Source organism: Neisseria sp. 20925_1_37, from assembly GCF_041433255.1.
GTDB lineage: Bacteria > Pseudomonadota > Gammaproteobacteria > Burkholderiales > Neisseriaceae > Neisseria > Neisseria flavescens_D.
In genome coordinates this window covers 109,916-125,690 of sequence record NZ_JAPWBC010000002.1, presented here as the reverse complement: position 1 = coordinate 125,690, position 15,775 = coordinate 109,916, and the positions used below count along the sequence as shown (strand labels likewise).

The 15,775-nt window shown below is 51.3% G+C and carries 8 protein-coding genes; 3 read left to right on the top strand and 5 right to left on the bottom strand.

Translation table 11 applies throughout. From position 1 onward, the window contains the following. Positions 1-180: 180 nt before the first annotated feature. Positions 181-3,939 (top strand): beta strand repeat-containing protein, encoded by a 3,759-nt coding sequence (locus O3661_RS02065; protein WP_371492137.1) that lies wholly within the window; start codon positions 181-183, stop codon positions 3,937-3,939. A 144-nt stretch (positions 3,940-4,083) separates the two neighbouring features. Further along, positions 4,084-7,743, top strand: coding sequence for an exodeoxyribonuclease V subunit beta (recB, locus tag O3661_RS02060; protein WP_371492136.1), 3,660 nt, complete (start codon positions 4,084-4,086; stop codon positions 7,741-7,743). 161 nt (positions 7,744-7,904) lie between these two features. Here recB and O3661_RS02055 read toward each other — a convergent pair whose 3' ends face one another. The 3 genes from O3661_RS02055 to O3661_RS02045 form a co-directional block, all read right to left on the bottom strand. Further along, positions 7,905-8,636 (bottom strand): phosphoadenylyl-sulfate reductase, encoded by a 732-nt coding sequence (locus O3661_RS02055; RefSeq protein WP_371492135.1) that lies wholly within the window; start codon positions 8,634-8,636, stop codon positions 7,905-7,907. A gap of 115 nt (positions 8,637-8,751) precedes the next feature. After that, positions 8,752-9,810 (bottom strand): DNA polymerase IV, encoded by a 1,059-nt coding sequence (gene dinB / locus O3661_RS02050; protein WP_371492134.1) that lies wholly within the window; start codon positions 9,808-9,810, stop codon positions 8,752-8,754. Positions 9,811-9,887: 77 nt separating this feature from the next. Beyond that, positions 9,888-10,937, bottom strand: coding sequence for a sulfate ABC transporter substrate-binding protein (locus O3661_RS02045; protein WP_371492219.1), 1,050 nt, complete (start codon positions 10,935-10,937; stop codon positions 9,888-9,890). Between the two features lie 386 nt (positions 10,938-11,323). Here O3661_RS02045 and O3661_RS02040 point away from each other — a divergent pair, with 386 nt between their 5' ends. Then, the gene (locus O3661_RS02040; RefSeq protein ID WP_371492133.1) at positions 11,324-12,160 is read left to right on the top strand and encodes a DUF4198 domain-containing protein; all 837 of its coding nucleotides are present in this window, start codon (positions 11,324-11,326) and stop codon (positions 12,158-12,160) included. Between the two features lie 43 nt (positions 12,161-12,203). Here O3661_RS02040 and O3661_RS02035 read toward each other — a convergent pair whose 3' ends face one another. Then, positions 12,204-13,055: a DUF5672 family protein gene (locus O3661_RS02035; RefSeq protein WP_371492132.1), complete on the bottom strand. Its 852-nt coding sequence runs from the start codon at positions 13,053-13,055 to the stop codon at positions 12,204-12,206. 37 nt (positions 13,056-13,092) lie between these two features. Continuing rightward, positions 13,093-15,693, bottom strand: coding sequence for a DNA mismatch repair protein MutS (mutS, locus tag O3661_RS02030; protein WP_371492131.1), 2,601 nt, complete (start codon positions 15,691-15,693; stop codon positions 13,093-13,095). Between the last annotated feature and the right edge of the window lie 82 nt (positions 15,694-15,775).

Sequence of the window (15,775 nt, the reverse complement as noted above, 5' to 3'; positions counted from 1 at the left end):
AATGAGATGAGCGGTTTTTATTTGCATTTGAAATAGTGCACACAAGGCCATACTGGTGGTATGATTGTAAAAAAATTCATAACAATGTTAATACATTCAAAAATTTCCTCAACAGAAATCCAATACTCGATATGGGATTTCTGATTCAATCTCCATCACGATAAATAAGGATTAAAATCCATGAAAATCGACACTTTATATCAGCCTAAGCTCTCAGCTTCCGGCAAAGTAACTGTCGCCGTGTGCTTTGCATTCCTGGGAAATGCAGCGGTAGCCGCCAATATCGAAGCCATCGGCCAAACTTCGGTACAGCAGCAACACAATGTTGACATCGTCAACATTGCCGCACCGACGGCCCAAGGTCTTTCTCACAACCAATATAACAAGTACAACGTTTCCCAACACGGTGCCGTTTTGAATAACGCCCTGTCTGCCGGTAAATCCCAACTGGCTGGAAACCTGTCTGCCAACAAAAACTTCCAAGGTCAGGCTGCATCTGTGATCTTGAATGAAGTGGTCAGCAAAAACCCTTCCCTGATCTTGGGTCAGCAAGAGATCTTCGGTATTGCCGCAGACTATGTTTTGGCAAACCCTAACGGCATTACCCACAACGGCGGCAGCATCCTGAATGCCAACCGTGCATCCTTGGTTGTCGGTACGCCAACCGTTTCAGACGGCACGTTGAAATCTTTCAACATCAGCGACAATGCCAAACAACTGCAAGTAAACGGCAATTTGAGCGGCAACCGCGTGGTTGACCTGCTCGCGCCGCAAGTTGTAGTCGGCAAATCAGCCAACGTTAATGCCGCCGACGCCATCAACGTTTCTTCAGGTAAAAGCAACTTCGACTACAAAACCGCACAAATCGAAGCATTGGACGCTGCTTCAAATGCACCGGTGCTTGACGGCCATATCTTCGGCAGTATGCGCGCCGGTACCATCCGTATCCATGCGACCGACAAACGCGCCAAACAAAACATTCAAAATGCCGCCATTACCGGCACCCGCTACCTGAATATCGACAGCAAAGGCAACCTGAGCATCCAGTCCGCCAATCTGACCGGCACACAAATGGAACTGTTTGCCCGTGATACCGACATCAAAGGCACGGTTACCAGCCATTCTGCCAACAAATCTTCCAGCGGCAAAGAAGCGCAAAATGTTCAGCACTTCCGTTCTGACCGCAACAAAACGGAAACCTTTACCGCCAGCAATATCAATGCATCCGAGTCATTGACTTTGAACAACAGCGGCAGCCTCAACCTGAGCGCAGCCAACATCAATGCCGGCGCGCTGACTGCCTCTGCCACAGGCAACATCAATTCTAACGCGGCAAAAACAATCAACCGTATAGAATCCGACCACACTCAAAGCAAAGGCCTTTGGTACAACAACAACCTGAGTTCTTCTGTTGACGAAAGCCTGCATCAAACCACAATCAATGCCGGTTCTGTCAATATTGCCACCACCGGCAAAGTCCAATTGGACGCGACCGAACTGAACTCGGCTGCCGATGCTCGCATTGCCGCCCAACAAGGCATCGTATTGAGCAGCAACAGCGAAACCGACAGCAGCTCGACTTATGTCAGCTTCAAAAATGAAACTGCCGCGCTGAAAACCGGTATCGCTACAAAATCCTCCAAAAACTCTACCGCCCATGAAACTAAAATTTCCGCAGCCGGTGATATCGGTTTGATTTCCGAAGGCGATTTGAGCACTTACGGCGCAAGCATCGCGGCAAACGGCAATGTCGTTACCGATGTCAACAACATCAACTTGGGTACGCAAACTACCATCAACACCAGCAGCCTCGACGACCAGAAAAAATACTGGGGCGGCCTGTTCGGCGGTGAAAGCCAAGTTCAAAACAACCGTACCGAAAACCTGCACGGCAGCAGCATTACTGCCAACTCAAACGTAGTTTTGGGTGCAAAAAACGGCGTCAACGTTTACGGCAGTACCGTTGAAGGCCAAGCCGGTACATTCGTCAGCTCCAAAGCAGGCAATGTCGATATTAAAAACGCCACCAGCACCGACACTTCCGCACAAAGCGCGCGTAAAGGTACGATTTTCAATATCACGACCTCCAAAACCAGCAGCAACAGCAGCATTGAAAAAGTAACCGGTTCTACCCTGGTTTCCAATGCCGACCTGACCGTTGTTTCCAACAAAGACATCAATGTGATCGGCTCTGCATTGTTTGCGGCACAAAAACTGCAACTGGCTTCCGCAGGCGATTTGACCATCGATGCTGCCAAAGCGGTAGAAAACAAACAGGTCAACGAGTATTCCATCAAAGGCTACTCCGGTACTGAAACCAATAAAGAAAACGGCAGCGTGACTGCCAAAGCCGGTATCAAATTCACCGATACCCACACCGACACTCATTCTGTCGGCCTGAGCGGCAGCATTTTGACCGGTAAAAACACCCAGTTGTCTTCCAACTCAAACGTTACCGTCAGCGGCAGCCAAGTCAACGGCGAAGAATCCGTCAACATTTCCGCAGCCAATGACGTCAATGTTGTTGCCTCCAAAGGCAGCAGCACAGTAACCGAGTCCGGCCGCGTAACCGATTTGGGCGTATCTGCCACTGCATACGGAAAAAATAACGCCGCAGGCGTCGGCGTATCTGTCGGCATTACCAGCACCAAAACGGATGCAGCAACCGTAACGGACACATCCCATGTATCCAACATTAACACCGGCGGCAACGCCACCATCACTGCCAACGGCAATATTAATCAAGAAGGTACCGTGATTAATGCGACCGGCAATGTGGTTGAAGCTGCAAAAAACGTTACCCATGTAGCGGCACACAGCGGTGCGAAATCCGATGTGAAACAAAACGGCGGCGGTTTGGTCGTTTCTTCCGGCATCAGCACCAACAAAGGCATCGGCGGTGAAATCACTGCACAAGGTCAAGGCAACTCTTCGACCCACAATGAATCCACTGCAACCGTAACCACCATCAATGCAGGCAATGCCATCGTTTTGGCGAATAACAAAGTGTCTGATGAAGGTACAAAATACGATGTTACCGGTGCGATCAACATTGACGCAGGTTCATACCACAACACTGCCGCCCACAACACCAGTAACAGCAGCAGCAAACAAGGCGGCGCTTCTTTGACTGTCGGCGCGTACACCAAAGACGGTTCAAACGTTGATGTGAATGCCAACCTGAACGTCAACTACGCTGATGAAAACAAAAAAGAATCTACCGCCGTCAAAGGCGATATGAATGCGACCAATGTTGTCATCAACGCCAAAGACTCTGCTGAAATCGCATCCAATATTACCGCCAACAACAACGTCAACATTACCGCAGGCAACGGCGTAACCTTCACCGAGTCAGCCAATACTGCCTCCAACCAAGGTACAGCTGTTAATGTCGGTATCGGCGGCGGTGCGACAATCAATGTTGAAACCGGTGTTGCCGTTCCTCACGTCAACGGCTCTGTCGGCGTCAACAAAACCGATAACGCTTCTTCCACCGCCGCAGGCGCGAATGTAGCGGCCGGCAACGATATTAAAATCAATGCCAACAACGGCGACGTCAACCTGCACGGTACCAACTTGGTATCCAACAACTCCGTTGAAGTAGAAGGCAACAAAGTCAATACTTCCGGCGCGATCAGCAGCGTTAACGAAAAAAATCTGACCGTCAATGTCAACGGCAGCTACGCTTCAGGCAAACCAAACGGCGGCATCAACGCCAAAGGTAAAAACGACGCCAACGTAACCAATACGGCAAACACCATCCAAAGCGACAATGTTGTTATTACTACCGGCTCTCCAACCGGTTTGAGCGTCAACAATACGACCATCAACGGTAATAATGTTGCGTACTACTATGACGACAGTAAAGCTCCTGCGGTGAACCGTTATACCTATCGTCCTCGCCAACCAAGCTACGCCAAACGCCGTTTGCGCTACTAAGATGCGCTATTGAAGTCATTTAATAGCCATTAAGACATGCCGTCTGAAAACAGAAAGTTTTCAGACGGCATTTTTATCATCAATGCAAAACCACACACTATCTCTGTTATGATAATGCCTCGCTAATATTATTCCGTTCCAACCATGTCTTCCGCCCTTCCTTTTGACGCGCTCACACTTTCCATCGACGGCACCAACCTCATCGAAGCTTCTGCCGGTACGGGTAAAACCTATGGCATTGCCGCGCTTTTTACCAGACTGATTGTTTTAGAAAAAAAAGACATCGAGAAAATTCTGGTTGTTACCTTTACCAAAGCGGCGACGGCAGAACTGAAAACCCGTTTGCGCGCGCGTTTGGACGAAGTGTTGCAGGTTTTGAACGAAATCCAAACTTTGGGCGGCGAGCCGGAACATATTTCAGACGGCCTGAACAAATATTACGAAAAAGAGAAAAAATCCCCCGATGACTTTCTCAATCGTTTGATTCCTTTGGCTTTAGGCGAGCAAGACGGACAAGAAAGCTGCCATCGCCTGGTTCTCCGCCTCAAAGCCGCGCTGAGCCAGTTTGACAACGCATCGATTTACACCATCCACGGTTTCTGTCAGCGCGTTTTGCGCGATTACGCGTTTTTGTGTGGCGCGCCTTTGGATGTCGAGCTGTCGGACGACTCGCGCGAGAGGCTGCTGATTCCTGCGCAGGACTTTTGGCGGCAGAAAGTGGCAACCGATGCCACATTGGCACAATTGGTTTTTGACCGAAAATGCACGCCTGAAGAAATGCTTGCCGAAATCAAAAGCTATACCGGCCGCCCCTATCTGAAATTCAGACGGCCTGAAGGCGATTTGAAAGAAGCCCAAGCCAACCTTCAAGAAACATGGCAAAAAGTTTGCGGCCAACTGGAAGACTTGGAAAAAGCGTTTTGGGCAATCTTTCCCAAACTTAACGGCCAAACCTACAAAAGAAAAACCTTTGAAAATGTTTTTGCCGATTTAAAAACAAACGCCGAATCCAACCGCCTGCCCCGCCTGAGCAAAAAAACGCTAGAAAAATTAAGCCTCTTTAGTATCGACACGCTCAACAGCAAACTAAAAAAAGAATATAAAGCTGATACCGATGCGCCGGAAATTATTCAGCTGCAAGCCTTGGCCAATCTCGGTCGTGATTTGCAGGCAATGGAAAGCGCGGAAGAAGCGGTCTTCATCTGCCTGCAACTCGACCTCCTTTCCTACATCAACCAATCCATTACCGAACAAAAAAAATCACGCCGCGAGCGTGTGTTTGACGATTTGCTGCTGGATGTCCATCAGGCATTGACCACCAATGAACACGGCAACGCGTTGGCAAAAGCGGCGGCGGCAAACTGGGAAATCGCGCTGATTGACGAATTCCAAGATACCGACCCGTTGCAATACGAAATTTTCCGCCAAATTTTTATCGAACAAGGCTGCCCGCTGTTTCTCGTTGGCGACCCCAAGCAGGCGATTTACAGCTTTCGCGGTGCGGACATTTACGCCTATCTGCAAGCCGCGCAAGATGCGGACAGGCATTACACCCTCGCTGTCAACTACCGCAGCCATGCCAAGCTGATTAACGGCATCAGCGCCTTGTTCAAACAAAAAAAACACCCCTTCGTGTTGGAAAACATTGATTACAGCGATGTCTCCGCCAGCCGCGCCGAAAGCCGGCTGTCGCCACACCGCCCCGCCATCCAAGTGCGCTGGCTCAATACGGACGACCAAACCGGCAAAGAAATTTTGCGAGGCCGTGCCGCCGAATATTGCGCCGATGAAATTGCCTTTGCGCTCAATGAAGCAGCCGAAGGCCGTCTGAATTTCAAAGGCCGTGCGTTGGAATCCGGCGATATTGCCGTCTTGGTGCTCACCAACAACGAAGCGGCGATGATTGCAGGGAAACTGAAACAGCGCCGTATCCAAAGCGTGTTGCTGTCGCGCCAATCCGTTTTCGATTCCGCCGAGGCCGACTCGCTGTCCGCGCTGATCGGCTTTTGGCTCAACCCAAGGCAAACCGACTGGCTGCGCTTTGTCTTGACCGGCGTTTTGTTCGGCTATACCGCCAAAGAGATTTACGAACTCAACCACAACGAACACCAGCTGCTGAAATGGCTGGAGTCGTCTGCCGAGGCCATGGAAAAATGGCGGAAAGGCGGCATTTTTGCCGCCGTGCAGCAGTTTGCCGCCCTACATGATATCGAAACACGCCTGCTCAAAGGCGGCAACGAACGTAGCCTGACCAACTACTACCAAATTCTGGAGCTTTTAGCCGAAGAAGACAGCCAAAGCCGCAACCCTGCCGCCCTGCATAAATGGCTGAACGAACAAATCAGCCGTGCGCGCAGCGGCCATTTCCCGTCAGATGCGCAAACCATCCGTCTTGAAAGCGACGAAAAATTGGTCAAAATCGTTACCATGCACGCGTCGAAAGGTTTGCAATATCCTTTGGTTTACTGCCCCTTCGCATGGGATACCAAAGACAATTCCAAAGAAAACTGGAAAATCCTACATACTGAAAACCACGAAACCGAGCTGCTGGCAACATCGCAAACCTCAGAAGCAGAACTAAGCCACCTTGCCGATGAAAAGACGGCAGAAGATTTGCGTCTGCTTTATGTCGCCCTTACCCGCGCCGAAGAACAGCTCAATATCTACGCCGCCGCCAACAAAAACTGTACGCCAAACAATCCTTTTGCCTATCTGCTCGAAGGTTTGCCAGATGCAGGCCGCGAAAGCGTCAGCCAAAGCTATAAAAGCGCGACAGATGTTGTAGAAATGCTCAAAACCAACTGGCAACGCTTTATCAAAAACGCGCCCAAAAATACGGAGTTTGCATTTACGGAAGAAGCCCCGCCGGAAACCGTCTATCAATACAGCCGCCAGCAAGACCAAGCTTTTAGCGCACATAGCATTAAACGCCGCGATTTTGACTTTATCCGCCACACCAGCTTTACCGGTTTGAGCCGGCACACCAAGTCAACCGACGAACAACACGAGCCTTTGCAACCTGCCATCGACCCGGCAGAAAGCGCAGACCGTGCCATGCCGTCTGAAAACCTGCCGTCCCCACTTTCAGACGGCCTCGATATCCACCATTTCCCCCGCGGCACCAATGCCGGCGTATGTTTGCATGAAATGTTGGAAAAACTCGACTTCGCCGCCTCTGCCGAGAGCCAATCCGAAATGATTGCCGAAGTTTTGCAACGCCACAGCTTTGAAGGCAAATGGCTGCCGACGGTAAGTGCCATGCTCGATACCTGCCGCCTGACGCCTTTAATCGGCGAGAGCCTGTCGCAGATTCCGCCAACCCGACGCCTACCCGAAATGGGGTTTACCCTGTACATGGACGATTTCAAACTGGACGACTTGCGCCGTTGGTTTGCCTCAAGCGAAGCAAACCTGCCACCCGAATGCATCCAAGCCGCGCAACTGCTTGATTTCCATGATTTGCAAGGCTATTTAAACGGCTTTATCGATATGGTTTGCCAAGATTCAGACGGCAATGTCGTTTTAATCGACTACAAATCCAACCATTTGGGCAACGATGCAAGCGCCTACACGCAGCAGGCGATGAACGAAGCCGTGGCGCATCATCACTACTACCTGCAAGCCCTGATCTACGCTGTTGCCATTGCGCGCTACTATGCCCTGCGCGGCAAGCCCTTGCCCAAAATCGCCATCCGCTACCTCTTCCTGCGCGGCATGGACGGCTCGGATCAAGGTATTTGGAAATGGGACATCGATACCGCCCTGCTTTCCACTTTTGTTGAACGAAAAACAAATTCTTTATAAATCATTTTGTTATAGTGGATTAAATTTAAATCAGGACAAGGCGACGAAGCCGCAGACAGTACAGATAGTACGGCAAGGCGAGGCAACGCTGTACTGGTTTAAATTTAATCCACTATAAACCGTCAAAAAGGCCGTCTGAAACATTTTCAGACGGCCTTTAATTATTTGTGCAAACCGCATTCCTTACTGTCTTTGCTTTCCCACCACCATCGTCCGGCGCGGATATTCTCGCCCAGCTTGACCGGACGCGTGCAGGGTTCGCACCCAATGCTGGGATAGCCCTGATGATACAGCGCATTGAGCGGAACTTGGTGCTCGTCAGCATATGCCCAAACGTCCTGCTCTTCCCAATCGAAAATAGGATTGAATTTAGCGATGTTGCGGCCAGTATCCAGCTCTTCAAAATTCAATTCGCTGCGCGTTTCGGACTGACTGCGGCGTTGTCCGGTCAGCCATGCAGGCGCGTTGTGCAAAGCGCGGTTGAGCGGTTCGATTTTGCGGATATGGCAACAACGGCGGCGCAACTCGACGCTGTCGTACATGGCGGTCGTGCCGAATTCCGCTTCAAATTCATCGGCGGTTTGCTGGTTGGGATAAAACACTTCCAATTCGGTTTGATAACGCGCATTGGTTTCGGCAATCAGTGCGGCGGTTTCGGGATTAAGTTTGCCCGTATTGAGCGTGATGATGCGGATGGGCAGTTTCAGACGGCACACGGCATCGGTAATGACCATATCTTCAACCGCAAGGCTGGATGCGAACACGGCTTGCGGATAGCACGCGGCAATGTCTTGCAAACGGTGCTCCAAAGCAGCCGCCAACTCAGGCAGGCGGCGGCGTTCGTCATCGCTGATTTCGGGGATTTTCCAGAATTGAGGACGGAATAAAGACATGGCTGGTTGTTCCTAATAATTTTCAGACGGCCTGTTGAAACGGCTGTCGATATGGTTATGGAACGATATTGTCCTTCGCCCTATCTTCAAACGGAAAGAATGCTTTTCTATTTCTTTATAACCAAAGCGTCTGCTGCTGGTTTTTCGGCAGCAAATGACTCACGCCGATACCGATCAGGCGGAAGGCGTCTTCGCGTTGCGGCGGTATGCGTTGCAGCAAAGTATGCGCCGCCTGAAGCAGAGAGGCGCTGTCGGGAAGGACGGAAGAATACGTCAGCGAACGCGTGATAATGCGGAAATCGTGGGTTTTGAGTTTGAGGGTAACGCCTTTGGCTTCGACGTTTTTGCGTTCGATCTGTCGCCAAAGGTCTTCGGCAAGGTGCGGCAAATGGCTTGAAGCCTGTTCCAAAGACAAATCTTCGGGCAAGGTGATTTCGGTTGAGATTTGCAGGCGTTCGCGTTCGGCTTTGACCGGCCGCTCGTCGATACCGCGTGCCAAATCGTAAAGGCGGTAGCCGTAGCGGCCGAAATGGTTTAAAAGTTCGCCGCGCTCAAAACGGCGCAAATCGCCGGCGGTTTGCATACCGAGGGCATTCATCTTTTTCAGCGTGACTTTGCCGACACCGGGAATCTTACCCAACGGCAGGCTCTCCAAAAACGCCATGATTTTTTGCGGCGGCAGCACAAACTGCCCGTTTGGCTTGCGCCAGTCGGAAGCGATTTTGGCCAAAAACTTATTGGGCGCGATGCCCGCGGAGGCTGTCAAACCGGTTTCTTCAAAAATTTCGGCACGAATGCGTTTGGCCACCTCGCTGGCGTACGGGATATTTTCAAAATTTCGGGTAACATCCAAATAGGCTTCGTCCAAAGACAAAGGCTCGATCAAATCGGTATAACGCCGAAACACAGCATGAATCTGCGCCGAAACTTGGCGGTACAAATCGAAATGCGGTGGCACAAACACCGCCTGCGGACACAGCCTTTTCGCCGTCGCCACCGACATGGCCGAGTGCAAACCGAATTTGCGCGCCTCATAAGAAGCGGCACAAATGACCGACCGCGTACCGTCCCACGCCACAACGACCGGCAACCCTTTCAGGTGCGGCTGCTCGCGTAGTTCTACCGAAGCGTAGAATGCGTCCATATCGATATGGATGATTTTGCGTTGGAACATGGGAAAAGATGGATAAGAAAAAGGCTTATTGTAACAAAAGGCCGTCTGAAGTTTCAGACGGCCTCTATGTTTAAGCCCTATTTTTTACTGGAAAGCTGGTCAAATAATCCGCCGTCGGCAAAGAATTTTTTCATGATTTCTTCCCACGGGCCGAATTTCTCATTCGGATTAAACGTCTCAATCTCAGGGAAATCGGCTTTGTGTTTCGCCAATACTTCAACATTGCGCGGACGCAGGTAAAGATTGGCGGCCAACTCTTGGGCCGGTTCGCTCCAGAGGTTTTGCAGATAGGCTTCGGCAGCGGCACGCGTGCCTTTTTTGTCGACTATGCTGTCCACGACGGCAACCGGCGCTTCGGAAAGAATGGTGTAGCTTGGGTAGACGATTTCAAATTGGTCTTGGGTCAGCTTTTTGCTGACGTAGTTGGCCTCGTTTTCAAAGGTAACCAAAACATCGCCGATATGGCGTTGGCTGAAGGTCGTCGTTGCTGCGCGGCCGCCGTTTTCAAACACCGGCGTGTTTTTCAGCAATGCGGCCACAAAATCTTTGGTTTTGCCCTCATCTCCGTTATTGACTTTCAAACCATAACCGTACGCGCCCAAAAAGGCGTAACGGCCGTTGCCGGTGGTTTTCGGGTTGGCCAAAACGATTTGCACACCGTCTTTGGCCAAATCGCCCCAGTCTTGGATGTGTTTCGGATTACCTTTGCGTACCAAGAAAACGACGTTGCTGGTATAAGGCACTGCATTGTCCGGCAGGCGCGTGTTCCAATCGGCTTTGACCAAACCTTTTTTCACCAAAAGCTCGATATCGGAAGTCTGGTTCATGGTCACCACATCTGCAGCCAAACCATTGGCGACAGCCAAAGCCTGCTTGCTGGAGCCGCCGTGCGACTGTTGGACCTCAACCGACTGTCCGCCGTTTTTTGCGGAAAACTCTTTGACAAATAAAGGATTGTATTCTTTATAAAAATCGCGGGCGACATCGTAGGAGACATTCAGCAATTTGACTTCGCCCCCCTTACCTCCGGCAGCTTGAGAAGCATTATCGGCGGATTGTTCGGCTTTTGGCGAGCACGCGCTCAAAGCCAGCGCGGCGGTCAAAGCGGCAAAAGAAAGCGTACGGATATTCATGGTCGGCTCCTGTTGAAAATATGGGAGCACTTTATCGGGATTGGATGCAAACTGGAAATAATGTTTGCTTTCGCGTTTATCAGTTTTGGTTATATACAATCCGGGCTGAAGTCGGGAAAAAATGCCCACTCAGATAAACATCACAATAAATTGTATATAAATTAATTAGATAAAGATTAAAGCCACTATTTATACAGGATAAACATACGTTGCAAACTGCATTACCCAATACGTCAGGCCGTCTGAAACCCAATATAAATAATCATTTATAATTAAAAAAATATAATCCTTATTATTTACAAAAAATGCAAATAAGAGTAATGTTTCTACTCGCCAAAATACAAGGCCTTTCATTCAACAAAAAATGGAGTGTAGAAACTATGAAACAATGGATGCTTTTAGGATTGCTGGGATTGGGCGCAGTGGCGCAGGCGCACGATGTTTGGGTGGCCGCACCGACACATCAGCCTGCCGGCCAAATCCTGCATGCGGATTTGGGTTACAGCCATGACTTCCCCAATGTCGAAAAAATCGCCGACGACCGCGTGCATATTTTCAAACCGCTGCAATTGACCGGCAGCTCAAAGAAAACTGTTGATTTGGTGAATAAGGGCGAAAACTATCAATACATTTCCAAAGCCGCCCTGCCCGCAGGCTCCTACTGGGTCAGCGCGACCTACCAACCGACTTTCTGGTCGAAAAACCAAGACGGCTGGAAACAGCAAACCTTAAAACAGCTGGCCGGCGCAACCTATTGCGAACAATCGCAAATGTTCGGCAAGAGTTTCGTTCACGTGGGCAACGGCGCAGTCGATGAAGCGGTATTGACCCGCCCTATCGGCCAAGAGCTGGAACTGGTTCCGCTGAAAAATCCGAACGAAGTCAAAGCCGGCGGTATTTTGCCGGTCAAAGTCCTGTACAAAGGCGAGCCTTTGGTTAAAGCTACCGTTACCGCCAGCTCGGACACTTTGGCCGAAATGGACTTGGAATCGACCCATGACCACCGCGAGCCTCAAGGCTTCTCCGGCAAAACCGATAAAAACGGCGTGGTCAATGTGATTACGCTGATTGACGGCTTGTGGAAAATCAAAGTGGTGAACGAGACCGATTACAGCGATAAAAGCGTATGCCAACAAGACAAAGCTTACGCAACGCTGATTGTGCCTGTCGGTACCAAACGCGCGGCTGCACGCCATGCCCACCATCATCAACATTAACAGCCATTAAAAAAGGCCGTCTGAACTTTCAGACGGCCTTACTTTATTCCCATTCATAACCCAAATTTCTAAAAAAACGGGAGTATGTTTCCAATTTATCCTCATTCAATTGGGCAAACCGGACACGGTTGCAGCCGGTCAAGACCACATTGCCCATCCAGTGCGCCCCGAAGACGCGCTCTAAAGGGACATTCCTCATTTGATTGATAAAAGGTACTTCTGAAGAGAATTGCGTGGCAATATCCGGAGGCGCGAATTTCAAACCCAAGTCCTGCAATCTATAACGGTGTTGCGCCGTCAAAAACATATCTTCGTGGTGCAGCCGTATCAGCCATTCCATATCGGCAATTTTTTCGTCTTTCGGCGGCAAAGGCGGTCGGATTTCTACATTTAAGCCCAGTTGTCGCGGCATGGCTAAAAGCCGTCTGCTGCGCAGGCTGAAACCACCGTTCTGCGGCTCGTCCAAATTCGGAGAAGTCTGAATCAGATGTTGTTTGGCCAAATATTGGTCGGTTCCCTTCAGGAAAAACTGCCCATCTGCTTCGGTTTCCAACAAAATCGGCAAAGGTGAGCCGATATAATCATATTCCCGATAGGCATCCTGCCAGTTTTGACCGTTCAACACCCAGCCGTCATTTTGAACAATCAAACAATAATCAGTATCGATGTAATACATCAGTTGGTACAAAACAAACAGATTGTATTCGAGATAACCGAATGGCCGGCAAGGCTGATGTCGGATATTTTCCGGCAAACCTTGAGGACAGCTCGGGCTGATCAGCAATCCACGGCTGCCGGGCAATTCGGCACAGCTGCGGATAATGGCATACATCGTGCCCTCGGTATAAGAATCTGCGCCGGTAATACCAACCACGGTAATGTCACTAAAACTCATTATATGTTTCTCCTGTTTCAGACGGCCCTTGCATTATTTACGACGCCTTGTTGCAGATATCTTTCAAACGATACAAGGCATCCAAGGCTTCGCGCGGCGTGAGGTTGTCGGGCTGAATTTGCGCCAACGCTTCAGCCAATTCATTGGTCTGCAAATTATCAACAGGTTCAATTTCTTGTGTTTTCCCTTCCTCATCTGCCCCATTTTCAGACGGCATGGCGCTGAAAATATCCAACTGCGGACGGTTGGCGGCGGCTTGGTTTTCCAAATCGTTTAAATGCTTTTGAGCCGCCTTCAAAGCGCGGTTGGGCAGGCCGGCGAGTTTGGCAACGGCGATACCGTAGCTTTTGCTGGCGGGGCCGGGTTCGATGTGGTGGAGGAAGACGATGTCCTGTCCTTGCTCAAGCGCGGAGAGGTGCATGTTGACTGCGGTTGCGTGGGCTTCGGGCAGCTTGGTCAACTCGAAATAGTGAGTAGCAAAGAGACTGAAGGATTTGTTCTTTTGCAGCAGGTGTTCGGCAATAGCTTGTGCAAGGGCGAGGCCATCAAAAGTCGAAGTGCCGCGACCGACTTCGTCCATAAGGACGAGGGATTGCTCGGTGGCGTGGTGGAGGATGTAGGCGGTTTCGCTCATTTCGACCATGAAAGTGGAGCGGTTGGAAGCTAAGTCGTCCGATGCGCCGATACGGGTGAATATTTGGTCGATGGGGCCGATTTGGGCTGAATCGGCAGGTACGAAGCTGCCGGTGTGTGCCATGAGAACGATGTGGGCAACTTGGCGCATGTAGGTGGATTTGCCGCCCATATTGGGGCCGGTCAGGAGCGTGAGGCGGTGTTTGTGGTCGAGGCGGGTGTGGTTGGCGGTAAAGTGGCGCACTTGTTGCTCGACGACAGGATGGCGGCCGTTTTCGATATGGATGATGGGGTAGTCGGCGAACTCAGGACAAACGAAACCGCGTTCGGCGGCAATGGCGGCAAACGTAGAAAGTACGTCGAGGGCGGCGGTGGCTTTGGCGGCTTTTTGAAGCTGGGGAAGGGTCGTCTGAATGTCTTTGAGGAGGGCTTCAAACAGGCGTTTTTCCAATGCCAATGCTTGCTCTTGTGCGGTCAGGACTTTGTCTTCGAAGGTTTTGAGCTCGGGAGTGATGAAGCGTTCGGCGTTTTTCAGGGTCTGGCGGCGTTGGTAGTCGGCGGGGGCTTGTTCGGCTTGGACTTTGGATAGCTCGATGTAGAAGCCGTGGACGCGGTTGAACTCGACTTTGAGGGTGGAGAGGCCGGTGCGTTCGCGTTCGCGCGCTTCGAGGTCGAGCAGGAATTCGTCGCCGTGGTTTTGGATGTGGCGCAACTCGTCGAGTTCTGCGCAATAGCCTTGGTTGATGACGCCGCCGTCTTTGAGCCAGACGGCGGGTTCGGGCATTACGGCGGCTTTGAGGGTTTCGGCAACGGGCAGTGTTTCGGGGAAAACGGCTTTGAGGGTTTCTAAGAGACTGCTGCCCTCAGCGGACAGTTCGATTTCATTCAGGGCAAACAGGCTGTCGCGCAGGGCGGCGAGGTCGCGCGGGCGGGCGTTGCCGACGGCGATGCGGGCGGCGATGCGTTCGATGTCCGCGATGTTTTTCAGACGGCCTTGCAGGGTTTCGTATTGCGAACCCAACGCGGCAACGGCTTCTTGGCGGGCGCGGATGTGGGCGCGGCTGCGTAAGGGGTGGTGCAGCCAGAGTGCCAAGAGGCGGCTGCCCATGTGGGTGGCGCAGCCGTCGAGTATGGAAAACAGGGTCGGCGATTTTTTGCCGGAGAGGGTTTGCGTAATTTCGAGATTGCGACGCGTGGCGGCGTCCATGCCGATATATTGGCTGTCGGTTTCGAGCAAAATGCCGTCTAAGTGTTGCGGCATCAGGTTTTGCGTCAGGCGGATGTAGTTCAGCAGCGCGCCCGCCGCGCCGACGGCGGCTTCGTGTTCCTTGCCGTCCAAACCGAAGCCGTGCAGGTCTTGGCAGCCGAAGTATTCGGTCAACAATTTCGCGCCCGCATCGGCGGCAAACTGCCATGAGTTCAGGCGCGTGATGTTGGCAGAAGTTGCATGAAAACCGTCAGGCAGGCTTTTGCCTTCGGGCAACAGGATTTCCGCCGCCTGCAAACGCGCCAGCTCGTCGGCGAGTTTGTCCGCCGTCGTCAGCTTGGTTTTGAATTCGCCGCTTTGCAAAGAAGCCCACGCTATGGCAACGTTTTTCTTGTCTGCGTTCACCGCCACAATGCGGTTGGTTTCCTTGTCTTCCAAAAACGCCGCGTCGGTCAGCGTGCCGGGCGTCACAATGCGCACGACTTTGCGTTCTACCGGCCCTTTACTTGCGCCGACTTCGCCCACCTGCTCGCACACCGCCACGCTTTTGCCCATCTTAACCAGTCGCGCAAGATACTGCTCCGCCGCATGAAACGGCACACCCGCCATCTTAATCGGCACGCCGTCCATCTGCCCGCGCGTGGTCAGGGTAATGTCCAACAGCTTTGCCGCCTCCACTGCGTCATCCAAAAACAACTCGTAAAAATCGCCCATGCGGTAAAACACCAGCTTGTCGGCGTGTTGCGATTTGATGGCGAGATACTGCTGCATCATCGGGGAAACGGTGGGTTTGGACATGGAAAAACCTTAGAAACACAAAAGCGTTATTGTAACAAAAGGCCGTCTGAAAACCTAAATAAGCTTTCAGACGACCTTTTAT